This is a genomic window from Xenorhabdus sp. BG5 (assembly GCF_015163665.1).
In the GTDB taxonomy this organism is placed as follows: domain Bacteria; phylum Pseudomonadota; class Gammaproteobacteria; order Enterobacterales; family Enterobacteriaceae; genus Xenorhabdus.
In genome coordinates this window covers 18466-44617 of the sequence record NZ_JADEUG010000031.1, presented here as the reverse complement: position 1 = coordinate 44617, position 26152 = coordinate 18466, and the positions used below count along the sequence as shown (strand labels likewise).

Genomic DNA, 26152 nt, shown 5'->3' with positions numbered 1-26152 from the left:
AAATAGAGATATATTAAGATAAGAACATTGGCATTTATAATTCAATTTCAGGTTATTCAAACACCAAACAAGAAAGAATTATTAACATGTGAATATTATTAAGCAATAAACCCGATAAATATTAGAATTTAAAATAAAAATAATGATACATTCTTTAACAAAATTTGCATTTTATTTTACTTAATATTTAGTCAACATTTCCATGAATGTTTTTAACAATTTTCCTTTTCTATATAAATCTTGCAATTGCGAGAGTGATCACGGTACATTTCACTGAAAATAACTATATTTCCCCTACCAAAAGTCTGGGGTTAAGTTTTTTGGATGTAGTAATAAAAACGTTTAGATAAACACCAACACAATATCTGACAACTTATTATTCATATAAAAATCCAACTCGCACATTTAATTAATGTGCGGGTTTAGTAGTTTTTAAATTTTACTTTACCGCGTTATTTCGGAGATACTTATGGACACATCTCAAGCAGGTTCGATAGCATCCTCTGCTTCCAGCAAAAGCAATCACACTACCTGGCGTAAATCAGACACAGTATGGATGCTGGGATTATATGGCACAGCGATTGGTGCCGGCGTTTTGTTTCTTCCCATCAATGCAGGTATTGGTGGTTTAATTCCACTCATTATCATGGTAATTCTTGCTTTTCCCATGACATTTTTTGCGCACCGTGGAATGTGCCGTTTTGTTCTATCTGGCAAAAGCAATGGTGATGATATCACCGGTGTGGTAGAAGAACATTTTGGTAAAGTTGCAGGCTTTCTGATCACCGTCCTCTATTTTTTTGCTATTTATCCTATTTTACTCGTGTACAGTGTTGCACTGACCAATACAGTAGAGAGCTTTCTTGTAAATCAGCTACAGATAGATGCTCCACCACGTGCATTGCTGGCATTGGTATTGCTTCTGGGTGTGATGAGCATCATCCGTTTCGGTGAGAAAGCCATCGTTAAGGCCATGAGTGTATTGGTATTCCCATTCGTCACCGTTTTGATGCTGTTGGCCTTGTACTTAATCCCTCACTGGAACACTACCATTTTTGATAGCCTGTCGCAGGGCAATGTCCTGTCTACTACAAGTAATAATGGTCTGCTATTTACCTTGTGGCTGGCAATTCCTGTTATGGTTTTCTCTTTTAACCATTCCCCAATCATCTCAGCCTTCGCAGTTGCAAAACGTGAAGAATATGGTGAGCACGCAGAGAAAAAATGTTCACGCATTCTGTCCTATGCCCATATCATGATGGTACTGACAGTCATGTTCTTTGTTTTCAGTTGCGTACTGAGCCTGTCACCGGAAAATTTAGCAGAAGCAAAAGCACAGAACATCACTATTCTGTCCTACCTGGCTAACCACTTTCGTGTACCAACTATTGAGTATATTGCGCCATTTATCGCTTTTATTGCTATAACCAAGTCTTTCCTCGGCCACTATCTGGGCGCCCGTGAAGGCTTTAACGGCATTGTGAACAAAGCAATGATGAACACACGTGGCAAGACTGTTCAGCACAAAACGCTGAATCGTATCACTAGCCTCTTTATGTTGGTCAGTGCCTGGCTCGTCGCGACACTTAACCCAAGCATCCTGAACATCATTGAATCACTGGGTGGGCCAGTTATTGCGATGATCCTGTTTATCATGCCAATGTACGCAATCAAAAAAGTTCCAGCTATGCGCAAATATGCAGGTAAACCAAGCAATATTTTTGTCATTGTGACCGGTTCAATTGCTATTTCAGCAGCGATTTACTCCGTCATGTAATCAAAATCCATGAGCTGCTTTCTTCGTTGGTAGCACGTCAAAAAATGCCAGTCATCAAAAGATCGACTGGCGTTTTTTTCATCTAGGTGTTAACCGAAAATCGAATTAAACCAGCCACTGACCGTTTTTACAACGAAATCCCACATACGCCCAAAAAAACCACTTTCTTCCACTGCTTCTTTAACAACCAGCGGACGCTGGTCAATAATTTTATCATTCAGCAGAAAGTTCACCGTACCTACCACTTGGTTCTGGGCTAATGGTGCCTCAAGCGAGGTATTATCTAGAGTAAAACTCGCTTTCAAATTCCCTATTTGCCCACGGGGAACTACCACGGAAGCATCCTTTTCCACTCCCAATGCGACTTCTGGGCGAGTCCCGTACCATACTTTCTCCGTCACCAACGTATCACTGGCCTTCAGCGGTGTCGCCGATTCATAAAAACGAAATCCCCATGACAAAAGTTTTTCACTGTCAGAAAAACGTACGCGATCACTAGGTGCACCCAATACCACTGAAATCAAACGCATTGGCCCATCAGTTGCCGATGCAACAAGATTATAGCCAGCGCCGCTGGTGTGTCCGGTTTTGATACCATCCACATTCATGTTTTTATTCCACAACAGACGATTGCGATTAGGCTGGCGGATATTGTTAAAAGTGAACACTTTTTCTTTATTCAGGGCGTATTCTTCCGGCACATCACGGATCATAGCCTGACTTAAAATCGCCATATCATAGGCAGTACTATACTGTCCTGCTGCATCCAAACCATGCACTGTCTTGAAATGAGTGTTCGTCAATTTTAGTGTTTCTGAGTGCTTATTCATCAAATCAACGAAAGCATCCTGACTGCCAGCAACATAATCTGCAAGTGCAATACTGGCGTCGTTACCGGATTGGATCACAACACCGCGGTTCAGATCAATCACCTTAACCCTGTCACCCGGTTTCAAAAACATTAGCGAAGATCCCTTAAGTATTGGATTCCCTGTAGCCCAGGCATCTTTGCCAACCGTTACCATATCTTCTGTGGAAATTTTCCCTGACTTGATCGCCTGGCCGACAACATAACTGGTCATTATCTTCGTCAAGCTGGCAGGATCTAACCGCTCATCCGCGTTATTTGAGGCCAGGATTTTTCCACTGGAATAATCTATTAACACATAGGCTCTTGCATCAATTTCAGGCACTGCGGGCTGTTCCATTGCATATACACTGATATTTGCCAACCAAAAAACACCCAAGCCAAAAGTAAAAAATTTAATTATCGGTATCTGCTGTCTTTTTTTCATCATCGCTCGCCCTTTTTCTCTGCTAAAACTCTATTAATATAGGATGTTATGAAAGAAGACTCCAACCCAATAACGTAAAGATTTTTCTGTTATTCAACGGGTTTTATTGTCATATTATCAATTGTTAAAAATATACTGATCTTAAGGAGAAAATAATGTTGACAATCTGGGGCCGTAAAAATTCATCAAACGTGAAAAAAGTGCTTTGGTGTCTGGAAGAGCTAAATGTGCCATATCAACAAATGGATGTTGGTGGCAAATTTGGTAAACTCAACGAACCTGAATACCGGCGTATGAACCCCAATGCAGTTATTCCTTGTTTACAAGAAGACGATTTTATCTTATGGGAATCCAATGCAATTGTTCGTTACATTGCTGCAAAATTTGGCAAAGACAGTCTTTACCCAGCCGATCTTCAAGAAAGAGCCAGTGTTGAAAAATGGATGGATTGGGTTGGTTGCAACTTCTTCCCTCCGATTAAACAATTTATGATCAACTTTGTCAGAACACCGGCAGATCAACGCGATCCTAAAATCATTGACCAATTGTTAGCAGAAATTGAAAAATGGCTGAGAATTATCGATGACACTCTAAGTAATCAGCAATACCTTTCCGGCGACAAATTTGGTATGGCTGATATTGCCTTAGCTCCGCTGGCTTACTTATGGTTAAACGTAGAAATAGAGCGCCCATCTTTGCCAAACTTAGAGCGCTGGTATCAATTGCTGACCGAAAGACCCGCTTTCAGAAAGATTGTTATGATAGAAATAAGCTGAGGTTTTACTTAGTATTTTATTAACTCATTGGCATTCTGCCGGGATCTGGGAACTGATATTCAAACCTTAGTTCCCGACAGATACGGCTACCATCAACGATTTTTTCTACCTTACTTTCGATTTCTGCACCTTCTGACTGTAAAAATTCTGGCGGCGTCAGATCGAGCTGGCGACTGGCTGACTGATAAAACTCTGCTCTTTTCGGGTGTATTGGTGCACACAAATTAAAAAGATGTCCACCTTCCGGTTGTTGAATAAGAAGCTTAATGGCAGAAATGGCATCGTCTTGATGTACCAAATTGACCGCACTTTCTCCTCCACTGAGTGCCTTCCTTCCAGCAAGAAAACGTCCTGCATGACGCCCATTGCCTACCAATCCGGCCAGACGTAAGATATCGACCGATGTATTAGGTAATTGATGCAGCCAGTTTTCCAACTCAACCAGTGCCTTGGCTGACTCAGTTTCGGGGAACACGGACTCATCTTCATTAAGATAACCAACAGATGAACCATAAACTGAAGTAGAACTGGTGAAAATAATCCGTGGAACCGAATACGAAAGTGCAGTATCAACAACCAGTTGTACTGCTTTTACATATCCCTTCCCACCACCAGCAACACCACTAACAGGCAATGTCAAAATCAGCACATCAACAGACATCAGTTGATCAAGATCATCTGCATCGCAAACAATCTGAGGCTCCAAATTTAGTTGGTAACAATCTACTCCACACATACAAGCCGCTTCAACACCATCTGGTGTTGTTTTACTCCCAACTACCTGCATTCCCTTGCTTTGTAGTGCTTGTGCCAATGGCATTCCTAACCACCCTAATCCAATAATGGAAACTTTTCTCACCCCACCCTCCCAAAAGCGATGCCGTGTTGATTCTTAGGCCATTATATAACCACGGCTAACATTACTCATCTATTTGTTTAATAGCAACCAAACACATATTGGTTTTAAAACAATATGTTAATAAGAAATAAACTTCTTCTTTAAAATAAAGTTTGCTTTTTATACACAAGATCGTATAGGTTAAACAACAAGCAACCAATCCTTAGTCACAAACATAACGTTACGTACCGCCATTATTCAGTACAGCATATTTTTGTATAAAACCTTTTGTAAAAACAACTTTGTAAAAAAATAGAGAACTCGTACATATGAACCGTATTCAGTTTAACCACCACCACCACCATCATCCTGACTAGTCTTTCAGGCTGCTGTGTGCTGGAAGACATTTGACCCGTCTTCCGGTGGTACGAATACGATAAAAACCCTCGGAAGATTTTCCGGGGGTTTTTTTATATCTGATTTTTAGGAATTAATGACTGAATCTTGAGATAGGATAAAACATGCTAGATAAAACACGCTTACGTATAGCCATTCAAAAATCAGGCCGTCTGAGTGATGACTCCAGAACATTGCTGGCGAGTTGTGGTATCAAAATTAACTTACAACAACAGCGCCTGATCGCATTCGCTGAAAATATGCCTATCGACATTCTGCGTGTCCGTGATGATGATATTCCGGGCCTTGTGATGGATGGGGTTGTCGATCTGGGCATTATTGGGGAAAACGTGCTTGAAGAAGAGCTACTGACTCGCCGGGCACAAGGAGAAGATCCTCGCTATCTAATATTGCGCCGCCTCGATTTTGGCGATTGTCGGCTTTCTTTGGCAATGCCTTTTGATTGCGATTATACCAACGTGGAATGCCTGCAAGATGCCCGTATCGCAACTTCTTACCCTCACTTATTAAAACGTTATTTAGACCAAAAAGGCATTCTCTTCAAATCTTGTCTTCTCAATGGTTCAGTCGAAGTTGCCCCCCGTGCAGGGCTTGCAGACGCTATCTGTGATTTAGTTTCCACAGGTGCCACGTTGGAAGCCAATGGCTTACGGGAAGTTGAGGTCATTTATCGGTCAAAAGCCTGTTTGATCCAACGTGATGGAGAGATAGCAGAGGCCAAACAGCAGCTTATTGATAAATTGATGCTCCGCATCCAAGGCGTCATTCAGGCACGAGAATCCAAATACATCATGCTGCATGCTCCCAACGACAAATTGGAAGAGATTATCTCCCTGCTACCAGGCGCAGAACGTCCCACTATCTTGCCGCTGGCAGGTGCACAAAATCGCGTAGCCATGCATATGGTCAGTAGTGAAACCCTGTTCTGGGAAACGATGGAGAAACTCAAGGCATTAGGTGCCAGTTCTATTTTGGTTCTGCCAATTGAAAAAATGATGGAGTAACTTTGATGAACACTAATTTTAAAACCATCATTCGCTGGCAAGCATGTGCGTCAGAACAACAAAAAATATTGCTGACCCGTCCGGCTATTGCCGCATCCGATGATATTTCCGATACAGTGAAACAAATTTTGGCAACCGTGAAAACACGAGGCGACCAGGCATTACAAGAGCTTAGCCAACGCTTCGACAAAACCATTGTTGAAACCATCCGAATTTCTGCCAACGAAGTGGATGCCGCCGCCGCTCGTCTGCCCCCAGAAATTAAGCAAGCTATGCAACAGGCTATGAACAATATCCGGCAATTCCACGAAGCACAAAAACCGGCAGAAATTGACGTCGAAACATTGCCCGGAGTTCGCTGCCAACAAGTTACGCGCCCAATAGATTCAGTTGGACTCTATATTCCTGGCGGATCTGCTCCCCTGCCCTCAACGGTATTAATGTTAGGTACGCCCGCCAACATTGCAGGTTGCCGTAAAGTTATCTTGTGTTCTCCTCCCCCTATTGCCGATGAAATACTCTATGCTGCGCAACTATGTGGGATCAGCGAGATATTTCAAATCGGTGGTGCTCAGGCGATTGCCGCAATGGCATTCGGAACAGAATCCGTTGCCAAAGTAGACAAAATTTTTGGTCCCGGAAATGCATGGGTAACAGAGGCCAAACGTCAAGTCAGCCAACAGCTTGACGGCGCGGCAATCGATATGCCCGCAGGCCCGTCCGAAGTATTGGTTATCGCTGACAGCGGAGCCAATCCCGTATTTACGGCAGCAGATCTACTTTCACAGGCAGAACACGGCCCCGATTCCCAAGTGATATTGCTAACTCCCGATGAAAATTTAGCTAAAAAAGTTATCCATGAAATTGAAACCCAACTCATAGCCTTGCCACGCCAGCAGATCGCAATCCAAGCCTTGCAAGCCAGCCGGATAATTATTACGCAAGATCTTGACCAGTGCGTAGCAATCAGCAACCAATATGGTCCAGAACACTTGATCATCCAAACTCGTCAGCCTGAACAACTACTTGAGCAGATTACCAACGCCGGTTCTATTTTTCTTGGTGACTGGTCACCTGAATCCGCCGGAGATTACGCTTCCGGCACCAATCACGTTCTGCCTACCTATGGCTATACTTCAACTTATTCCAGCCTTGGCCTGACTGATTTTCTGAAAAGAATGACCGTCCAGAGGATCACTCCGCAAGGATTAAAAAAACTCGCCCCCACTATCGAAACACTGGCACAGGCAGAACAGCTTATCGCGCACAAAAATGCCGTTACATTACGTATGGCTGCGTTGAATGGAACAATCATGAGTACAGTTTTTGATATCAATTCATTGGCAAGAGAAAACGTTCGCAAATTAGTCCCTTATATGTCTGCCCGCCGTCTGGGTGGTCGTGGTGATGTTTGGTTAAATGCGAATGAATATCCCATCGCACCCGATTTCCAACTCACCGAAAATACGCTCAATCGCTATCCTGAATGCCAACCAGCAACCGTCATTCAACGTTATGCCGATTATGCAGGCCTGCAACCGGAGCAAGTTCTTGTCAGCCGCGGAGCCGATGAATCGATCGAACTGCTGATCCGCGTTTTTTGTGAGCCAGGACGCGATGCTGTCCTGTTTTGCCCACCAACTTATGGTATGTACAGCGTTAGTGCTGAAACCTTCGGCGTAGAGCAGAAAAAAATTCCTGCCAGCACCGACTGGCAACCAGATATTGCCGCTATCAAAAATAATCTGGATCGTGTCAAGCTAATCTATATCTGTAGCCCCAACAATCCGACAGGCAACCTGATTGATCCTGCGGCATTACGCCAGATCCTTGAATTAGCCCGTAACCGTGCCATCGTTGCTATTGACGAGGCCTATATCGAATTTTGTCCACAACACACAACTACTCATGCTACCACCCGTTGGCTACAAGACTATCCTCACTTAGTGATTTTGCGAACCCTCTCGAAATCTTTTGCTTTGGCTGGATTACGTTGTGGATTTACGCTGGCCTCTGCCGATATCATCGCATTGATGTTAAAAGTGATTGCCCCTTATCCATTGGCGACGCCTGTTGCTGATATCGCTGCACAAGCATTAACCGAAGCAGGTATTGCAACAATGAGAAATCGTGTGGCAGAGATCACCAACAATCGGGCTTATCTCCAGCAAGCTCTCAGTAAATTGGCCTTGGTTGAAAACGTGTTTCCAAGCGAAACTAATTATATTTTGGTGAAATTTATCAATGCAGAACTTGTATTCAAGACGCTGTGGGAACAAGGGATCATCTTGCGTGACCAGCGTAAACAACCAGGATTAACAAATTGCCTGCGCATTACCGTCGGCAATCGGAATGAATGTGAACAGTTGGTTCGTGCCATTAGTGCACTTTCCGATCAACCTCAACAAATCAAGGAAACTGAAAATCCATGAGCCAGAAAATGCTTTTTATTGACCGCGATGGAACATTGATCACCGAACCCCCCAGTGATTATCAAGTTGATCGCCTTGATAAATTGGCTTTTGAAGCTGGTGTGATCCCTGCCTTACTCGCCCTGCAAAAAGCCAATTATAAGTTAGTGATGATCACTAATCAGGACGGATTAGGTACAACTCGTTTTCCACAAGCGGATTTTGAGCCACCTCATGCCTTGATGATGCAGGTTTTCACTTCACAAGGTATCCATTTTGAAGAGGTACTGATTTGCCCACACAAGCCAGAAGATAACTGTCATTGCCGTAAACCCAAACTTGGGTTGGTACAAAAATATCTGGCAGACAATGCCATTGATACTGACAACAGTTACGTCATCGGTGATCGGGAAACTGATCTACAATTAGCCCAAAATATGGGGATCAGGGGCATTCGCTACCAGCCAGAATCACTGGGATGGTCGGTCATTTGTGAACAACTGACCTGTAAAGATCGCCATGCCCATGTTGAACGAAAAACCAAAGAGACCACTATCAATATTGAAATTTGGTTAGATCGTGAAGGAGGAAGTCGTATCAATACAGGCGTCGGTTTTTTCGATCATATGCTGGATCAGATCGCAACTCATGGCGGCTTCCGCATGAATATCCAAGTCAAGGGTGATCTCTATATTGACGATCATCATACTGTTGAAGATACCGGCCTCGCACTGGGAGAAGCTTTAAAGCAAGCACTGGGGGATAAACGCGGTATTGCCAGATTTGGCTTTATGTTGCCAATGGATGAATGCCTTGCTCGCTGTGCTCTGGATATTTCCGGTCGCCCACATCTTGAATATAAAGCTGAATTTAAACACCAACGGGTTGGAGATTTGAGTACAGAAATGATCGAACATTTTTTCCGTTCTCTCTCTTACACAATGGGATGCACCTTACACCTGAAAACTAAAGGCAAGAACGATCACCATCGGGCAGAAAGCCTGTTTAAAGTGTTTGGCCGAACTTTACGTCAAGCTATTCACGTAGAGGGCGATATTTTGCCGAGTTCCAAAGGTGTTTTATAGGAAAGGTGTAAAGGAAACTATGATGAACGTTGTTATTCTAGATACAGGCTGCGCTAACCTCGCTTCCGTTGCCTATGCCATCCGCCGGTTAGGTTATGAACCGACGGTGAGTTTAGATGCGGATATTGTTCAGGCAGCCGATAAACTACTTCTACCGGGAGTGGGTACGGCGATTGCCGCGATGGAACAACTTGAACAACGACAATTAATTCCCTTGATTAATTCTCTTACCCAACCCGTATTAGGTATCTGTCTTGGCATGCAATTGCTGGCCCGTATCAGCGAAGAAGGTGATAACATCCCTCTCTTGCAGCTCATTGACGCACCAGTCAAAAAAATGGTGACCGCAGATTTGCCATTGCCACATATGGGCTGGAATCAGGTGAAAGTGCTGACAGATAATCCACTGTTTCGCTCTATCGCAAATAATTCCCGTTTCTATTTTGTTCACAGCTATGCCCTACCTGTCGGTGAATATACGATTGCTCAAACTGAATATGGCAATACATTTAGTAGCGCCATTGCAAAAGATAATTTCTTTGGGGTGCAATTCCACCCTGAACGTTCAGGGGCAGCAGGCGCGCAACTACTGAAAAACTTTTTGGAGATGTAATCGCATGATTATACCTGCATTAGATTTAATCGATGGCAATGTGGTGCGTTTGCATCAAGGAGATTATGACCAACGTCGGGATTATGGCAATTCTCCGCTCTCTCGCTTACAGCAATATGAACAGGAAGGCGCTAAGTTGCTGCATTTAGTGGACCTGGCTGGTGCCAAAGATCCTGCCAAACGCCAAATTGTGCTTTTAAAAGAGCTACTGGCAAGCGTTACTGTTCCCGTTCAAGTTGGCGGGGGTATTCGTTCAGAGGCAGATATAATAACCCTGCTTGAAGCAGGTGCAAGCCGTGTTGTTATTGGTTCTACGGCAATTACACAGCCTGAATTAGTCAAACAATGGTTGCAAAACTACGGGGCAGAAGCCATTGTGCTGGCACTGGATGTTCGCATCAATGCAGATGGGGTAAAACAAATCGCTATTAGTGGCTGGCAAGAAAACAGCAACGCTACCCTTGAGTATGTCATTGAGCAGTATCTCCCTGTCGGGCTAAAACATGTTTTATGTACCGACATTTCCCGTGATGGCACATTAAACGGCTCTAATATTGCGCTTTATCAGGAAATCAGTCACAAATATCCACAAATCCAATTTCAGGCTTCCGGCGGCATTGGCAGTCTCACTGATATCTCTTCTCTACCTGCTTCTGGTGTGGCAGGTGTCATTGTCGGCCGCGCACTACTGGAAGGAAAATTTACCCTGACGGAGGCTATCCAATGTTGGCAAAACGCATAATTCCATGCCTGGATGTCCGTGATGGACAAGTCGTCAAAGGCGTACAATTCCGTAACCATGAAATTATTGGTGATATTGTCCCGCTCGCTCAACGCTATGCCCAGGAAGGCGCTGATGAGTTGGTGTTTTACGATATTACCGCCTCTTCCGACGGCCGCGTGGTAGATAAAAGCTGGGTGGCAAAAATTGCTGAAGTTATCGATATCCCTTTCTGCGTAGCGGGTGGCATTAAATCCGTCGAAGAGGCGGGACAAATTTTAGCATTCGGTGCAGATAAAATTTCCATTAACTCCCCAGCCTTGGCTGATCCAAGTTTAATTAACCGTCTGGCTGATCGTTACGGTGTGCAATGTGTCGTCGTGGGTATTGATACATGGTTTGATGAAAAGACTAACAGTTACCAAGTTTACCAATTTACCGGGGATGAAAAGCGCACAACCGCAACCCGCTGGCAAACATTGGATTGGATTAAAGAAGTGCAACAACGCGGTGCTGGTGAAATCGTCCTGAATATGATGAATCAGGATGGTGTCCGCAATGGTTATGAGCTTACCCAACTAAAATTAGTGCGTGATGTCTGTTCTGTACCACTGATTGCTTCTGGAGGAGCTGGAGCGCCAGAACACTTCCGCGATGCTTTTCAGCTTGCAAATGTTGATGGTGCTTTGGCTGCCTCCGTTTTCCACAAACAGATCATTAATATCAACGAACTCAAACAATATCTTGCTACACAGGGCATTGAGGTTAGGACATGTTGACAGAACGACAATTAACAACTCAGGAAATAGAGAAACTGGATTGGAAAAAAGTGGATAATCTGATGCCCGTCATTGTCCAACACGCCATCTCTGGAACCGTGTTAATGCTGGGATACATGGATCAGGAAGCGCTAAATGTCACGCTCAACTCTGGCAAAGTGACCTTTTTTTCCCGTACTAAACAGAGATTATGGACAAAAGGCGAAAGCTCCGGCCATTTTCTGAATTTGGTTGGTATCTATCCCGACTGTGACAATGATACCCTATTAGCCTTAGTAGAGCCTATTGGACCCACCTGTCATACAGGTAATGAAAGCTGTTTTGCGCCTGCACAAACCGAATGGGGTTTTCTCTATGAATTGGAACAATTACTGGCAAGCCGAAAACACGCCTCACCGGACAGTTCTTATACGGCTCGTTTATATGCCAGTGGGACAAAACGCATCGCCCAAAAGGTTGGTGAAGAAGGCGTCGAAACCGCGTTAGCCGCTACAGTCAATGATCGGAAAGAGCTGACCAACGAAGCCGCAGATTTGCTCTATCATCTGCTGGTTTTACTCCAGGATCAAAAGCTCGACCTCAGTAGTATTATTCGTCAATTGCGGCAGCGGCACCCAGCCAAAGCTTAATTTTCAATTGCAAGAATTAAGATTTTGAAAAATAGCGGCCACTTCACCAACAAATATATAAACGAAGTGGCTTATTCTCTGGAACTACATTGCCGCCTTAAAGATAGCAACGATTTCTTCATGTGATGCTTGAATCGGGTTGGTGAATCCACAGGCATCTTTCAATGCATTGGTCGCTAATGTAGGCAAATCTTCCTCTTTTACGTTCAACTCAGACAAACCTGACGGAATATTTACATCTTTTGCCAATTCACTGATGGTATGGATGCAGGCTTCAGCACCTTGTGTATCGTTTAAAGCACCTACCTCAACGCCCATAGCCGCCGCAATCTCTTTCAAACGCGCAGCAGATACTTTTGCATTGAATTTCTGTACATGTGGCAGTAAAACCGCATTACAGACTCCGTGGGGCAAATCATAAAATCCACCTAACTGGTGTGCCATAGCATGGACATATCCCAAAGAAGCATTATTGAACGCCATGCCAGCCAAAAACTGGGCATAAGCCATATTTTCACGCGCTTCCATGTCATTGCCATCTTCAACAGCGCGACGCAAATAATTGCTAATCATTGTCACCGCTTTCAATGCGCAAGCATCAGTAATAGGATTTGCCGCCGTAGAAACATAAGCCTCAATAGCATGAGTCAATGCATCCATCCCCGTTGCGGCAGTCAATCCTTTTGGCATCCCGGCCATCAATGCAGAATCATTGACTGACAAAATAGGCGTTACATTTTTATCTACAATTGCCATTTTGATATGACGTTCAACATCTGTAATGATACAGAAACGTGTCATTTCAGAAGCTGTTCCCGCAGTAGTATTGATGGCAATCAGGGGTAATTGTGGTTTAGCTGAACGATCAACGCCTTCATAATCACGAATATCCCCGCCATTAGCTGCCACCAGCGCAATACCTTTTGCACAGTCATGCGGTGAACCACCCCCTAAAGAGATCACACAATCACAGGTATGCTGGTGCAGAATTGCCAAACCTTCCCCAACGTTAATCGTAGTTGGGTTTGGATTGGTTCCATCATAAATTGCACTTTTTATCCCAACATCTGCCAGCAAGGCCTGAACTTTTCCAACAACACCAATCTCGTTTAACACGCGGTCAGTGACAATCAAAGCCTGCCTGTAGCCATAATTTTTCATTAATTCGACGGCTTCGTCCATGCATCCCATACCGATTTTATTCACTGGCGGGATAAAGAAAGTTGATGCTGCCATTTGAAACTCCTTAGGTTTTACTGAAGTATTCCAAACCTGAATATAAAAAAATGGAATTACAATGTGACACTTATCTATTTTAGTCATTTTGATCAAAATCAATAAGTGCCGAAGCAAGCATGAAAAAATAGGTATCATTTACTTTGCGTTTACGTAGGAGAATATTTTGCTAAAAAACGACATTTTTGCACGCCCCACTACCCTATTAGACACTAACAATGCCCGCTATCGTGTTATGGAACACGCTACTGGCGGCCGCTCCGCTTTTATTCGAACGCTATGAGGAATTGGCATTTAATGCAGGTAGTCTGGAACGTTCGATTATTTTGAATACAAAAGATTACCTTCGCATCGCTATGCCAGAGTTAGTTGCTTTTCGGAAAATAACCGATTAAAGCTAGCTTTAAGAAAATGCCCAATAAATTAAAGACAACTTAAATTTTGCTATAATTTAACCAGATAAAATGGGTGATTATTATATGAATAATATTTTTGTTCTGGTAATACTCAGCCTGACTATCCTCTGCCTTGCCGTCTTTCTTTATCTCCACGATGCAGAGATAGCACACTGGTTGGAGAGATTTGCCCAACGATTGCTTAAGTGGCAACCTCCAAATTGATACTTTAATTTTACTTCACGTCATTTCATAAAAAAGGTGCTGAAAACTCAGCACCTTGCTTTTTAGGAAAATTTTATTTCTTATATACGCATTAAACTTCAAGTTGCCATTTTTAACACCATATGAAACTTAATGTCTCCCCGCCCCGCGGGGAGACATTACACGCATCTTGAAGTTAGATTGGTATAAAGATATTTAATGATTAGTCCAACCATTCCGTGTGGAAAACACCTTCTTTATCAGTACGCTTGTAAGTGTGTGCACCAAAGTAATCGCGCTGTGCCTGAGTCAAGTTAGCCGGCAATACAGCAGAACGATAGCTATCGTAATAAGAGATTGCAGCAGAGAATGTTGGTGTTGGGATACCATTCTGCACACCGTAAGAAACAACATCACGCAGAGCTTGCTGATATTCATCTGCGATTTGTTTGAAGTAAGGTGCTAAAAGCAGGTTAGCGATAGCTGGGTTTTCATTGTATGCATCGGTGATTTTTTGCAGGAATTGCGCGCGAATAATACAACCAGCGCGGAAGATCTTGGCGATTTCGCCATAGTTCAGAGCCCAGTTGTACTCATCTGATGCCGCTTTCAACTGTTGGAAGCCTTGCGCATAAGACACAATCTTACCCAAATACAGGGCACGGCGAACTTTCTCGATAAATTCAGCCTTGTCTCCGTTGAATGGCTGAACTTCCGGGCCTGACAGAACTTTAGATGCAGCTACACGCTGCTCTTTCAGGGAAGAGATATAGCGTGCAAAGACAGATTCCGTAATAAGTGTTACTGGAACACCCAGATCCAGAGAGCTTTGACTGGTCCATTTACCGGTGCCTTTGTTGGCTGCTTCATCCAGGATCACGTCAACCAGATATTTTCCATCTTCATCTTGCTTACGGAAAATATCAGCAGTAATTTCGATCAAATAGCTGCTTAATTCACCCTGGTTCCAGTCACTGAACACGTCAGTCAACGCCTGATTGCTCAGGTTCAATGCGCTTTTCAACAGAGAATAGGCTTCTGCAATCAGCTGCATATCACCATATTCAATGCCATTGTGAACCATCTTCACATAATGACCCGCACCATCTTCCCCGATATAAGTCACACAAGGCTCACCATCAGCCTGAGCTGCGATCTCTTTCAAAATTGGGGCGACTAACTCATAAGCTTCTTTCTGACCACCCGGCATAATTGAAGGGCCTTTCAATGCACCTTCTTCACCACCAGAAACACCCGTACCGATAAAATTAATGCCCTGTGCAGACAACTCACGATTACGGCGAATAGTATCCTGAAAATAGGTGTTGCCACCATCGATCAGAATGTCACCCTTATCCAAATGTGGCATCAGCGATGCAATGGTTTTATCCGTAGCTTCACCAGCCTTAACCATCAACAGAATACGACGTGGCTTTTCCAGCGAATCGACAAACTCTTCAATGGAATAATTTGGAACTAATTTTTTCCCTGGATTTTCAGCAATAACTTCATTTGTTTTATCGCTGGAGCGGTTAAAAATAGATACAGAGTAACCACGGCTTTCAATATTCAACGCCAGGTTGCGCCCCATTACCGCCATACCGACAACACCGATCTGTTGTTTGGACATGAATAACTCCCGTCTAATAATGACTGCCGCCCACCCAAGATGCTATACGTAATACCAAATGTATACATACCGTATGCAACAAAACAGAGTGGGCAATTTGTTAATGAAGTCACATGTTAACTCAGGAATGGTCATCGGTGATAGTTATTGATGCAACCGATATCGTCGTGATGTTTTTTTGCTGAAAAAATTTCCAACTGAGATAAATCACCTATTGATATTTCGCATTTCAATACGCATTATTTAATAGTCGGCAAATGCCGTCCCACTAAAAGGTAAAACAAATTATATGGAATGGATCGCTGATCCGACGATATGGGCAGGTCTGGCCACACTTATCGTTTTAGAAATTGTTCTCGGAATAGACAACTTAATATTCATTGCCATTCTGGCAGATAAACTACCTGAAAAAGAGAGAGATAAAGCTCGCCTGACAGGGCTTTCCTGCGCCCTTGTCATGAGGATATTGCTGCTATTCAGCCTATCCTGGCTCATTTCCCTGACTAATCCACTGGTTACTTTATGGGAGCACCGTTTCAGTGCCCGTGATTTAATTATGTTGATAGGGGGGATCTTCTTGCTGTTCAAAGCGACAATGGAATTGAACGAACGGTTAGAAGGAAAAACGTTACATACTAATCAACAACGCAAAGGGGCCAGCTTCTGGGCGGTTGTTGTGCAAATTATCGTCTTAGATGCGGTATTCTCTCTGGATTCTGTTATCACCGCTGTAGGAATGGTTAATCACATTGGTATCATGGTTGCTGCTGTTACCATTGCCATGATCTTGATGATATGGGCCAGCAAGCCGCTGACAAAATTTGTCAATGTGCATCCCACAATCGTGATCCTGTGTCTCAGTTTCTTGCTAATGATTGGATTTAGCCTGGTTGCAGAAGGCTTTGGCTATCATATTCCGAAAGGCTATCTCTACGCTGCCATCGGTTTCTCCATCATGATTGAAGCACTAAACCAGTTCGCTCAGTTCAATCGCCGCAAATTCTTGAGCGCTTCCCGCTCTCTGCGCGAAAGAACCGCAGAAGCTGTTCTTCACATTTTAAATGGCAAACGTGAAAACGCTGCGTTGGATAACCATACTTCTGACCTGATTGCAGATCATGCAGATAACAAAGAAATCTTTGAGCCTCAGGAACGCCAGATGATTGCCCGCGTTCTCAGCATGGCACAACGTACCGTCAGCAGCATCATGACGTCACGCCATGATGTGGTTTATCTTGATGTCCATTCCCCTACGGAAAAATTGACTAACTTATTGAAACAAAAACCACATACACGAATTGTGGTCACAGATGAACAGAGTGGTGACGAACCGCTTGGCGTTGTACATGTAATTGATATCCTTAATCAACAACTGATGCATAATACTTTCGATTTAAGGAAGTTAGTTCAGCAACCGTTGATTTTCCCGGAATCTCTTTCTTTACTACAGGCGTTGGAACAATTCCGTAAGGCACAAACCCATTTTGCCTTTGTCGTCGATGAATTCGGTTCTGTCGAAGGGGTAGTTACAGTAACTGATGTGATGGAAACCATTACAGGTAATCTCCCTGTAGGTAGCGGAGAGATCGATGCTCGCCATGATATTCAGGTCATGGAAGAAGGATATTGGATCGCCAATGGATTTATGCCACTGGAAGATTTGGTGCTTTATGTGCCGCTGCTATTGGATGAAAAACGGGAATATCAGACACTAGCAGGCTTGTTGATGGAACATCTGCAACACATTCCACAACAAGGCGAGCAATTGAAGATTAGTGACTATCTGTTTGAAGCGTTGGAAATCACCAGCCACCGCATCAATAAAGTGAAAATTACCCCACTATCCGTTGAAGAAATGGCAGAAATATAACCCACGATCTTAAGACGATATCACCTACTGAAAAAAACCGGCATAAAGCCGGTTTTTTTTATTCCTATAAGTTTTATCAGTTTCATTTAATTTTTAAAGTATTTGTTCATGATTACCCTAAGTACAATAAACCCGTTCAATGGTAGTTAGCGGAGATATCACACCGCCTTCATATGGCCCAAGAGTCCTACAAAATATCTCTTGTGGTTGAGTTAGCAATACACCTATTTATTGTTGATAAAGTGAGGGTTTATATGAGTACAAAATATTTTGCATTATTGACACAAGCCGGCACAGAAAAACTGGAAAAAGCAGCCTCATCAGGCATCAAACTTGAAATTACCCATATGGCTGTAGGTGATGGTGGTGGCAGTTCACCCATGCCCAATGTCAACCAATCCGGATTGATTAATGAAAAACATCGCGCTGAACTTGATGCCTTACTCGTCAATCCCCAGACACCCGGCCAAATTATCGCCGAACAAATACTTCCTGAAGGTGAAGGTAATTGGTGGGTTCGTGAAATTGGCCTATTCGATAAAGATGGCACATTAATTGCGGTAGGAAATTGTGCCGAACTCTACAAACCAGAATCCCAGGAACAAGCTATCCGTATGGCGCTGACGGTTAGCAACAATGGCCTGACAGGGTGGATAAAAGAACTGCTTTCTGGTTTTGCCTCTCGTAATTATGTGAGAGAAAAAATTAAAGAACACGCTGAAAGCCGTAATCACCCAAGCGCAACCTTAGGAAAAAAAGGATTTGTTGCATTAAGTAATGAAGTAGGCAGTGACAGCGAAGTCCATGCTGCAACGCCCAAGGCAGTAAAAACAGCATATGAATTAGCCAATCAAGCCAATGAATCGGTTAATTTGGTACTCTCGACAAATAAATATGTACCATCAACACGTAAAATTAACGGTAAAGAACTGTCCAAAGATATTGAGCTGACAACAACAGATATCGGCGCTTATGACAAAATTCAAACAGACACTCTTGTTGATGAAGCCAAGCAATCAGCCAAGAAAGCGTTTGAGCTGGCAAACACTAAGGTTCCGTTATCCCGTAAAATAAACGGAAAAGAATTGTTAACCGATGTCGAAATTACCGCACATGATGTGAATGCCTATACCAGACAGGAAGTCAATGGGCTTATCGCAAACGTTGAGAAATCGGCTAACACAGCTAATGAGAGTGCCAACGACGCCCTGAAACAGTTGGACAAAAAAGTCCCAACAGATCGCAAGATCAACAACAAAGAGTTGATAACAGATATACAGTTAACAGCAAATGATGTTGACACTTACGATAAAAAAGAAATTGATGATCGAATCAACACCGTCCAGCAACTCGCTGACACTGCTAATAACAACGCCAATACCGCTACTCAAGAACTTGGCAAAAAAGTCCCTGAATCCCGCAAGATCAATGGTAAAGCGTTAACAACAGATATTGAATTAAGTGCGGCTGATGTCGGTACTTATAATAAAGTAGAAATCGATGATCGTATTAGTCATGTTGAGAAGCTAACGGAAACGGCCAATAACAACGCCAATACCGCGATTCAAGAACTTGGCAAAAAAGTCCCGGAATCCCGAAAAATCAATGGCAAAGAGCTATTATCTGATATTGAATTACGCGCAGTTGATGTTGGTGCCTATGGTAAAGAAGAAACTGATGCCATCATCAAAGATGTCAAAGTACAGATCGACAATGTTAATAACTTAGCTGAAAACGCTAATAATAATGCCAATACCGCAGCTCAAGAGGCTAAGAGCAAGGTCCCGTTAACCCGTCAGGTTAATGGTAAGGAGCTGTCAGCAGATATTCACCTGACTGCCGCAGATGTTGATACCTACAACAAAGCAGAGATTGATGATCGCATCGGCAAGGTTGACAAACTGGCAGAAACGGCCAATCAACGTGCAAGTGACGCCCTTAATGGGGTTGCTAACAGTGTCCCATCAACTCGCAAAGTTAATGGCAAAGCGCTGACCACTGACATTGAGCTAAGTGCAGCGGATGTCGGCACTTACAATACAGTGGAAATTGATGACCGTGTCAGTAAGGTAGATAAGCTGGCGGAATCTGCTAATAACAACGCGAATACCGCAATTCAAGATGTCAAGAATAGAGTCCCATCAACCCGTAAGGTCAATGGCAAAGAGCTGTTAACGGATATTGAATTGACAGCATCCGATGTCCATGCCTACAACCAGAAGGAAACGGATGACCTTATCAGCGGTGTCAAAACACAAGTTGATAATGTCCAACAACTGGCTAATACTGCCAATGATAACGCCCATCAAGCCATCCAAGAGCTTAACCAAAAAGTCCCACAATCCCGCAAAATCAATGGCAAAGAGCTGTCAGCAGATGTTCAACTGATTGCGGCGGATGTTGATGCCTATAACAAAGGCGAAACTGACGCCCAGATCAAGGATGTTAAGGCCCTGGCAGATACTGCCAATCAGCTCGCAAATGAAGCGCTTAAAGATGTTGCTAACAGTGTCCCATCCATTCGCAAGGTTAATGGCAAAGAGCTGTTAACGGATATTGAGCTGACTGCGGCTGATGTCGGTACTTATAACAAAGCAGAAATCGATGATCGTGTCGGCAAGGTCGATAAGCTGGCAGAATCTGCCTATAACAACGCTGAGACAGCGAGTAAAGATGCCAATAGCAAAGTGCCATCAACTCGTAAGGTCAACGGCAAAGAGCTGTTAACGGATATTGAGCTGAATGCCGCTGACGTTGGAACTTACAATAAAGCGGAACTTGATGAGAGTATCAGCAAAATTGAAAAACGGGCTGATGCCGCCAGTCAGACAGCAAATTCAGCTGTTCAACTTGCTGACAGCAAAGTGCCATCAACCCGTAAGGTCAATGGCAAAGAACTGTCAACAGACATTGAACTCACCGCAGCCAATGTAGATGCCTATAACAAGGCGGAGATCAACATCCTTATCGATGAAGTCAAGGAGACAGCCAATAATGCCTATAACACCGCGGAGCACAAAGTCCCATTGACTCGGACGGTGAATGGCAAGGCTCTGTTATCCGATATTGATCTGACGGCCTCCGATGTGAATGCCTATACTAAAATAGAGGTAGAAAATCGCCTTGAAGATATTAAGAGTCTGGCAAATAAAGCTAATAACAATGCAGATAGCCGAGTGCCACTTACACGCACCGTCAATGGTAAGGCCCTATTATCCGATATTAAACTTACCGCTTCTGATGTAGGCGCTTATAGCAAAGTCGAGGTTGATACTCACATCAGCAAAGTTGAGGTATTAGCGAGTGATGCCAATACCAATGCGGTGGCAGCCAAAGCTGATGCTAATAGCCGATTGGCGAAAAGCAAAAACGGGGCGGATATTCCTGATAAACAAGCCTTTGTAAGAAATTTAGGCTTGGGTAATCTGATTGGATTAGGTATTGAGTCACGTCGAATCACGGATGAACACACCATCATCAAGCTGGGTGAAATACTCATGATAAATGGGGTTGCGGTAGGTAGTGAACCCATTGGAGATTCTCATGCAGCCGAGATCGGCGGAGTGACTTACTATACCCACTTCTACAAAATCAAACTGCCCACTGCTTTGCCAAATGGCATCATCTCATGCCAAGCAAGTGTTGTCGGAGATAATTTTGATAATCAACGCCCCGCTTACCTGGCTGATGTCAAAACACAACGAGGCAATGCAAACGGGGATGGTTTGTCGAAGGATACCTTAACAATATCCGTCACGACACCTCAATTAGGTTGGGTTCCGAACTTCTATTATCAGGTTGTAGGGTATTAATAGAAATAGTAGGTTCAGTAGATCAGGTGATCGCTTAAGCGATCACCTATTTTTTATTCAACAGATCTTCCAGCGCCTTAAGGTTTTCATTGTCGCTGTTATTTTCAAGCCAATCTTTGATCGATTTTTTGGCCTTCTGCTGTAATTCATCGCGCAACATGGGTTCTACATTCAACGCATATTGCAGGTTGTTCCAGTCACCATAAACCCGCAGTGGGATTTTTAACTGCGCCAGGCGACGTACCAATTCGTTCTGCTTACCCCATCCATTGGTTAATTGCACCCATAATGAAACATCAGTATTCTGTTTCAGTAAATTGGCTTTTCCCTGTCCTTTAATATTAAACATGCCTGAAGTTGCCGCAAGTTCACTGATTTTAACCTCACCGCGCTCCAATTGGGCTTTCACTGACATATTTTTAGCTTCAGTGAAATCATTTGTATTTGTAGGTTGGCTGACTTGATCTGTTGCCCGTGCAAAAGATTGTTGAATAAGTTGAGGAATATTCAATCCTTCCAGACGCGCATTTTTTAGATCAATATTCAAATCACCTTTCCAATAATGAGAAATCGCGTACTCATCGTAACCTTCTCCCAAAAGATCACCGTCAACATTAAGCTGACCACTGAATATCGATGGCAATGCCAATGCAGTTAACAAAGGTTGTATCTCAATCCCTTGCAAGAGCGGCTTTGTGTACAGTTTTGCAGGAACAACCGTGGCATCAATTGATGTCGGCAGCGCAAAATGCCCACCAAACACGTTGCCACTTAATTTTGTGATTTCCGCCAAGCCTCTGTTATTGATAGCTTCCAGGCCAAAATGTTCAATATCCATACCCTGATAAATAAATTTATCTGCTGTCAATGAGATATCAGCATCAAACCCTTGCAAAAAGGTAAGGTCATAGTTAGACAATGCCGAAACTGAGGTTGCAATCACCGGTTTTAAAGAATTATTTTCAACCCGATAATCATGTTTTGCCTGCGGCGTATTTTTCGGTAAGGCATCCCACCCTAACAAGTTATCCAAATTGAATTTTGGCGAACTCAAGTTGACAGAGTATTGCGGCTTATCTTGTAAAACGGCAGTAATATTCCCTTTCAGTTCATTCCCATCATTCATCGTCAATGCCATTTTTTGCAACGCAATTGATTCAGGTGCAGTCTGATATTTCACTATGGCACTGCCCGTTCCCTGGATACCCGCAGACGGTAACCCAATTCCCTGTAATTGGTATTCAAAGGAATTAATGTCGGCCGATAGCTGCTGTGGATAATCAGAGATATCTACCGACGAATCGAGTTCAAATGACAGCTCTTGCTGATTTTTATTGATTTTACTGCGGAGGTTAAGGTTAACATGACCTTGATCACTTCGTTCCAGCAATAAATTGAGATCACGGACATTTAATTGGGAATGCTCGTTGGTTTGCCAGATCAGTAAGCTATCCACTAATCTGATTCTGGCAATAGCCAGTTTCCAAGCTTGGCTTCCTGTGACGACTGGATAATGAATATCACTTTCCGGCGCAATTGGGGCTTCTGGCTGCTTTTTCGGCTGGCTATCCGGAGTTAACCGTAAAACAGCCCCTTTCAACATTACCTCTTTGACTGAGAGTTGATGAGACAGCAGTGGCAGCAACTCCACATCCAGACGCATATTTTCTGCCACAATAGTCGGCACCTTGGCATTCTCAGCAGTCAGGGAGATCTCACCGGTCAGAATGCTTAACTTGGGCCAAACATGCCAACGCAAGTCATCCCGCAACACGAGCTGGTAGCCACTCTTCTTTTGTACTTGTTTGACTATATAGCCACGAAAATCATTTGGATTAACCAGCATAACCAATGCCGTCAGGCCGGCCACAATGACTACCAACAAAATAATGAGTGTCGTCAACAACCTTTTCATGACTTCCCCAGTCTCGTGTTCACAAGAAGACCATTTTTCACCAGAAGGCTTTTACCAAAAAAGATTAATCCTCACTGATTCGGCTACCTACGGCTCCCTGCTGATTTTTATATTTAGCATCCTGACGTCGGTTATAAGGTCGCTCAGCAGAGCCAGAAAGCGGTTCAAAACTCAATGCACCTATTACCATGCCAGGACGCAAGGCTAGAGGCAGTTTGCCTGAATTGTAGAATTCCAGGACAATTTGCCCCTGCCAACCTGGATCAATGCGATGTGCAGTAACATGAACCATCAAACCAAGGCGTGCCAAAGATGAGCGACCATCCAACCAACCGACTAAATTATCAGGCAGTGTGACAGATTCCAGTGTTACTGCCAAAGCCAATTCGCCAGGATGAAGGAAAAAGGCTTCTCCATCCGGCAAAGTGATTTCATCGCTCATGACACGGTCAAGTGCCGCATTGACTTCCGCCTTCGGGCCACTCAAATCAATATAGGCGGCAGTATGACCACGAAAAACACGAAACTGATTCCCAAGGCGCACATCAGCAGTTGCCCCATTAATACGTTCAACAGGAGGACGAGGGGTAATTACCAGCTTACCTTCATCTAGCCATTTAATAATGTCACGGTCACAGAGTCGCATTATTTCCTCTCAAATACGATATTAACTTATGAATGCCTGAACAACAGATTATTCGCAAAATTGACCAATTTTGGCTTTTAAGATATCAATGGCCACGCGGTTTTTCCCACCACGAGGCACAATAATATCGGCATATTTTTTCGATGGCTCGATAAATTGCAGAAACATTGGGCGCACAGTTTGATTGTACTGATCTATCACGGAATCCAATGAACGTCCGCGTTCATTCACATCACGTTTGATGCGGCGCATCAAACAAATATCCAGTGGCGTATCGACAAAAATGGAGAAATCCAGCTCTTGGCGTAGACGCTTGTCTGTTAATAGTAGAATACCTTCGAGGATAATAACTCTTTTTGGTTCAAAATGAATAGATTCAGGTTTGCGGGTGTGCTCAACGTAGTCATATTGTGGCAATTCAATGGATTTTCCAGCTTTCAATGCCTGAAGATGTTCGAATAGTAAATTGTGATCCATTGAATTTGGGTGATCATAATTAACTTTATAACGTTCTTCTATCGGGGTGTTAGTTTGGTCTTTATAATAGCAATCTTCTGGAATAACGCCGATATTGTGATCACCAACCTGAGCCCGTAATTCTCGATAAAGTGTGCTGGCAATAAGGCTTTTGCCTGAGGCGGAGGCACCTGAAATACCTACGATTGTACACTTATGTGCTTCATCAGCCATACTAAAAATAACCTGGTTAAAAAAGAAAAAAATAAAGTAGAAATATGGTATTCGCTAACACCATGTTTGACGGATTATAGGGAGTTAATGACTTCTATTCCAGAGTAAACAAGATAAGTCTCGTTTTTTTCGATACGCTTCGCATAAAAATCCCGCAATTTTATGCCCCTGATGGAAAATATTCTGCAAATAAAAAGCGTAGAAAACATTGAGCAGTGCTCAATGACTCTGTATCAATTGAGCCATTGACCAACATTTCCTACGCAACCGCTGTTACATGCGGTTAAACTCATTAATCAAACTGCACGAAAAGAAATTTCAGTCGGAATTTTTTCGCCCTGCCAATACATTTTCGCAGAAATATTGGCAGCAATTTCACGATAAATATCGGCAAATTCACTGTCAGGCTGGCTGCTTACTGTTGGTTCACCACGATCAAGATCTTCACGCAGTGAAATATGCAGTGGGATCTGCCCCAATAACTGGCAATCATATTTTTCTGCCAGTTTTGCCGCCCCACCCGTGCCGAAAATTGGCTCATGATGACCGCAGTTACTGCAAATATGGGTACTCATGTTCTCAACAATACCCAACACTGGCACATTGACTTTCTGGAACATGACGATGCCTTTCATCGCATCGATCAGGGCAATATCTTGCGGTGTTGTGATAACCAACGCGCCTGTCACCGGAATATTCTGGGACAACGTTAGCTGGATATCGCCTGTTCCTGGCGGCATATCAATCACCAAATAATCCAGATCCGGCCACAGCGTATCTTGCAGCATTTGCATCAAGGCCTTACTTGCCATCGGACCACGCCATACCATTGCATTATCATCAGTAACAAGGTAGCCGATGGAGTTAGTTGCCATGCTGTGAACCATAATTGGCGCCATATGCTGTCCATCAGGGGAAGTCGGGCGCTCTTTGGCTGTACCAAGCATATTGGGGATAGACGGGCCATAAATATCCGCATCCAAAATTCCCACTTTTGCGCCTTCCTGTGCTAGTGCCAGTGCCAGATTCACCGCTGTGCTGGATTTCCCTACGCCCCCTTTCCCTGAACTGACTGCCACGATATTGCGCACGCCATTAACACCTGGTAGATTATTGGATCGGCGTAATGTGCTGATATTATGGGTTAATCGCCATTCAACGGATTTTGCTCCCGTTACGGATTGCAAAAGTTGGGTGGTTTCTTTCTTTAATATTTCGAAGGCACGTTTCCAGACAAACGGCATGGTTAATTCAATATGCAATACCCCATCCAGCATAGTGCAATGATGCCATGCTTTCAGGGCAATCAAATCTTGTTCTAAAGTCGGATGTTTGAATGTTGCTAATATCTTTGCAACATGTTCTTTCAGCAGGTCAGGGTTGGTCTGCTCCGGGGATTGTGAGTTCAT

21 protein-coding genes, 2 pseudogenes and 1 other annotated feature are annotated in these 26152 nt (G+C 43.5%); of the genes and pseudogenes, 15 read left to right on the top strand and 8 right to left on the bottom strand.

What is annotated here, in order from left to right; genetic code table 11:
* The first annotated feature begins 469 nt into the window (after window positions 1–469).
* Entirely contained in the window at window positions 470–1777 is a 1308-nt protein-coding gene (locus IQ209_RS14585; RefSeq protein ID WP_193851971.1) for an HAAAP family serine/threonine permease, read from the top strand.
* Window positions 1778–1866: 89 nt separating this feature from the next.
* Here the strand turns inward: IQ209_RS14585 and IQ209_RS14580 are convergent, their stop codons facing one another.
* A complete protein-coding gene (locus tag IQ209_RS14580; RefSeq protein WP_370588426.1) occupies window positions 1867–3072 on the bottom strand; it encodes a serine hydrolase in 1206 nt (401 codons plus the stop codon).
* 155 nt (window positions 3073–3227) lie between these two features.
* On the opposite strand from IQ209_RS14580, the gene IQ209_RS14575 reads away from it, so the two are divergent.
* Window positions 3228–3848 (top strand): glutathione S-transferase family protein, encoded by a 621-nt coding sequence (locus tag IQ209_RS14575; protein ID WP_193851969.1) that lies wholly within the window; start codon window positions 3228–3230, stop codon window positions 3846–3848.
* A gap of 19 nt (window positions 3849–3867) precedes the next feature.
* On the opposite strand, the gene IQ209_RS14570 is transcribed toward IQ209_RS14575, so the two are convergent.
* Complete coding sequence (locus IQ209_RS14570; protein WP_193851968.1) at window positions 3868–4707, bottom strand: SDR family oxidoreductase; 840 nt, start codon at window positions 4705–4707, stop codon at window positions 3868–3870.
* 308 nt (window positions 4708–5015) lie between these two features.
* Between IQ209_RS14570 and hisL the strand changes: the two genes are divergently transcribed.
* The 9 genes and pseudogenes from hisL (at window position 5016) to hisIE (ending at window position 12345) form a co-directional block, all read left to right on the top strand.
* The gene (gene hisL, locus IQ209_RS14565; RefSeq protein WP_113967449.1) at window positions 5016–5063 is read left to right on the top strand and encodes a his operon leader peptide; all 48 of its coding nucleotides are present in this window, start codon (window positions 5016–5018) and stop codon (window positions 5061–5063) included.
* Window positions 5039–5160: a sequence feature (His leader region), on the top strand. (Overlaps the previous gene by 25 nt.)
* A 47-nt stretch (window positions 5161–5207) precedes the next feature.
* Entirely contained in the window at window positions 5208–6107 is a 900-nt protein-coding gene (hisG, locus tag IQ209_RS14560) for an ATP phosphoribosyltransferase (protein WP_193851967.1), read from the top strand.
* Window positions 6108–6112: 5 nt separating this feature from the next.
* A pseudogene (gene hisD, locus IQ209_RS14555) lies at window positions 6113–7420 on the top strand (histidinol dehydrogenase); the annotation flags it as partial.
* Window positions 7397–8539, top strand: a complete 1143-nt coding sequence (gene hisC, locus IQ209_RS14550; RefSeq protein WP_339378889.1) for a histidinol-phosphate transaminase — start codon at window positions 7397–7399, stop codon at window positions 8537–8539. The pseudogene hisD and the gene hisC, both read left to right, overlap by 24 nt.
* Window positions 8536–9603: a bifunctional histidinol-phosphatase/imidazoleglycerol-phosphate dehydratase HisB gene (gene hisB, locus IQ209_RS14545; protein WP_193851966.1), complete on the top strand. Its 1068-nt coding sequence runs from the start codon at window positions 8536–8538 to the stop codon at window positions 9601–9603. The genes hisC and hisB overlap by 4 nt, the downstream gene beginning before the upstream one ends.
* Window positions 9604–9625: 22 nt before the next feature.
* Entirely contained in the window at window positions 9626–10216 is a 591-nt protein-coding gene (gene hisH / locus IQ209_RS14540) for an imidazole glycerol phosphate synthase subunit HisH (RefSeq protein ID WP_193851965.1), read from the top strand.
* Window positions 10217–10220: 4 nt separating this feature from the next.
* On the top strand, window positions 10221–10958 hold the full coding sequence (hisA, locus tag IQ209_RS14535) for a 1-(5-phosphoribosyl)-5-[(5-phosphoribosylamino)methylideneamino]imidazole-4-carboxamide isomerase (protein WP_193851964.1): 738 nt from the start codon (window positions 10221–10223) through the stop codon (window positions 10956–10958).
* Window positions 10940–11716, top strand: coding sequence for an imidazole glycerol phosphate synthase subunit HisF (gene hisF, locus IQ209_RS14530; protein ID WP_193851963.1), 777 nt, complete (start codon window positions 10940–10942; stop codon window positions 11714–11716). Before hisA ends, hisF begins: the two co-directional genes overlap by 19 nt.
* The gene (gene hisIE, locus IQ209_RS14525; RefSeq protein WP_193851962.1) at window positions 11710–12345 is read left to right on the top strand and encodes a bifunctional phosphoribosyl-AMP cyclohydrolase/phosphoribosyl-ATP diphosphatase HisIE; all 636 of its coding nucleotides are present in this window, start codon (window positions 11710–11712) and stop codon (window positions 12343–12345) included. The genes hisF and hisIE overlap by 7 nt, the downstream gene beginning before the upstream one ends.
* Before the next feature lie 84 nt (window positions 12346–12429).
* Here the strand turns inward: hisIE and yiaY are convergent, their stop codons facing one another.
* A complete protein-coding gene (gene yiaY / locus IQ209_RS14520) occupies window positions 12430–13581 on the bottom strand; it encodes an L-threonine dehydrogenase (RefSeq protein WP_193851961.1) in 1152 nt (383 codons plus the stop codon).
* A 248-nt stretch (window positions 13582–13829) separates the two neighbouring features.
* Here yiaY and IQ209_RS14515 point away from each other — a divergent pair.
* Both IQ209_RS14515 and IQ209_RS14510 read left to right on the top strand, forming a co-directional pair.
* Window positions 13830–13976 (top strand): annotated as a pseudogene (locus IQ209_RS14515) (YbaK/prolyl-tRNA synthetase associated domain-containing protein); the annotation flags it as partial.
* 84 nt (window positions 13977–14060) lie between these two features.
* Entirely contained in the window at window positions 14061–14201 is a 141-nt protein-coding gene (locus IQ209_RS14510) for a hypothetical protein (protein ID WP_193851975.1), read from the top strand.
* Window positions 14202–14403: 202 nt separating this feature from the next.
* Here IQ209_RS14510 and gndA read toward each other — a convergent pair whose 3' ends face one another.
* Window positions 14404–15810, bottom strand: a complete 1407-nt coding sequence (gene gndA / locus IQ209_RS14505; RefSeq protein WP_193851960.1) for an NADP-dependent phosphogluconate dehydrogenase — start codon at window positions 15808–15810, stop codon at window positions 14404–14406.
* Window positions 15811–16099: 289 nt separating this feature from the next.
* Here gndA and IQ209_RS14500 point away from each other — a divergent pair, with 289 nt between their 5' ends.
* The gene (locus IQ209_RS14500; protein WP_193851959.1) at window positions 16100–17680 is read left to right on the top strand and encodes a TerC family protein; all 1581 of its coding nucleotides are present in this window, start codon (window positions 16100–16102) and stop codon (window positions 17678–17680) included.
* 254 nt (window positions 17681–17934) lie between these two features.
* Entirely contained in the window at window positions 17935–21492 is a 3558-nt protein-coding gene (locus IQ209_RS14495) for a phage tail protein (RefSeq protein ID WP_193851958.1), read from the top strand.
* A gap of 46 nt (window positions 21493–21538) precedes the next feature.
* Here IQ209_RS14495 and asmA read toward each other — a convergent pair whose 3' ends face one another.
* From asmA to apbC, 4 genes are all read right to left on the bottom strand, one after another.
* Window positions 21539–23407 carry an outer membrane assembly protein AsmA gene (gene asmA / locus IQ209_RS14490; protein WP_193851957.1) on the bottom strand — a complete coding sequence of 623 codons (1869 nt, stop codon included), beginning with the start codon at window positions 23405–23407 and terminating at the stop codon, window positions 21539–21541.
* 64 nt (window positions 23408–23471) lie between these two features.
* The gene (dcd, locus tag IQ209_RS14485) at window positions 23472–24053 is read right to left on the bottom strand and encodes a dCTP deaminase (RefSeq protein WP_099114380.1); all 582 of its coding nucleotides are present in this window, start codon (window positions 24051–24053) and stop codon (window positions 23472–23474) included.
* 48 nt (window positions 24054–24101) lie between these two features.
* The gene (udk, locus tag IQ209_RS14480; RefSeq protein ID WP_193851956.1) at window positions 24102–24743 is read right to left on the bottom strand and encodes a uridine kinase; all 642 of its coding nucleotides are present in this window, start codon (window positions 24741–24743) and stop codon (window positions 24102–24104) included.
* A 296-nt stretch (window positions 24744–25039) separates the two neighbouring features.
* Window positions 25040–26152: an iron-sulfur cluster carrier protein ApbC gene (gene apbC, locus IQ209_RS14475; RefSeq protein WP_193851955.1), complete on the bottom strand. Its 1113-nt coding sequence runs from the start codon at window positions 26150–26152 to the stop codon at window positions 25040–25042.

Bases quoted from the DNA above. Each gene is read 5' to 3' on its own strand.
- IQ209_RS14585 (WP_193851971.1), top strand. From the start codon at position 470: ATGGACACATCTCAAGCAGGTTCGATAGCATCCTCTGCTTCCAGCAAA.
- IQ209_RS14580 (WP_370588426.1), bottom strand. From the start codon at position 3,072: ATGAAAAAAAGACAGCAGATACCGATAATTAAATTTTTTACTTTTGGC.
- IQ209_RS14575 (WP_193851969.1), top strand. From the start codon at position 3,228: ATGTTGACAATCTGGGGCCGTAAAAATTCATCAAACGTGAAAAAAGTG.
- hisG (WP_193851967.1), top strand. From the start codon at position 5,208: ATGCTAGATAAAACACGCTTACGTATAGCCATTCAAAAATCAGGCCGT.
- hisC (WP_339378889.1), top strand. From the start codon at position 7,397: ATGGCTGCGTTGAATGGAACAATCATGAGTACAGTTTTTGATATCAAT.
- hisB (WP_193851966.1), top strand. From the start codon at position 8,536: ATGAGCCAGAAAATGCTTTTTATTGACCGCGATGGAACATTGATCACC.
- hisH (WP_193851965.1), top strand. From the start codon at position 9,626: ATGAACGTTGTTATTCTAGATACAGGCTGCGCTAACCTCGCTTCCGTT.
- hisA (WP_193851964.1), top strand. From the start codon at position 10,221: ATGATTATACCTGCATTAGATTTAATCGATGGCAATGTGGTGCGTTTG.
- hisF (WP_193851963.1), top strand. From the start codon at position 10,940: ATGTTGGCAAAACGCATAATTCCATGCCTGGATGTCCGTGATGGACAA.
- hisIE (WP_193851962.1), top strand. From the start codon at position 11,710: ATGTTGACAGAACGACAATTAACAACTCAGGAAATAGAGAAACTGGAT.
- yiaY (WP_193851961.1), bottom strand. From the start codon at position 13,581: ATGGCAGCATCAACTTTCTTTATCCCGCCAGTGAATAAAATCGGTATG.
- IQ209_RS14510 (WP_193851975.1), top strand. From the start codon at position 14,061: ATGAATAATATTTTTGTTCTGGTAATACTCAGCCTGACTATCCTCTGC.
- gndA (WP_193851960.1), bottom strand. From the start codon at position 15,810: ATGTCCAAACAACAGATCGGTGTTGTCGGTATGGCGGTAATGGGGCGC.
- IQ209_RS14500 (WP_193851959.1), top strand. From the start codon at position 16,100: ATGGAATGGATCGCTGATCCGACGATATGGGCAGGTCTGGCCACACTT.
- IQ209_RS14495 (WP_193851958.1), top strand. From the start codon at position 17,935: ATGAGTACAAAATATTTTGCATTATTGACACAAGCCGGCACAGAAAAA.
- asmA (WP_193851957.1), bottom strand. From the start codon at position 23,407: ATGAAAAGGTTGTTGACGACACTCATTATTTTGTTGGTAGTCATTGTG.
- dcd (WP_099114380.1), bottom strand. From the start codon at position 24,053: ATGCGACTCTGTGACCGTGACATTATTAAATGGCTAGATGAAGGTAAG.
- udk (WP_193851956.1), bottom strand. From the start codon at position 24,743: ATGGCTGATGAAGCACATAAGTGTACAATCGTAGGTATTTCAGGTGCC.
- apbC (WP_193851955.1), bottom strand. From the start codon at position 26,152: ATGAACTCACAATCCCCGGAGCAGACCAACCCTGACCTGCTGAAAGAA.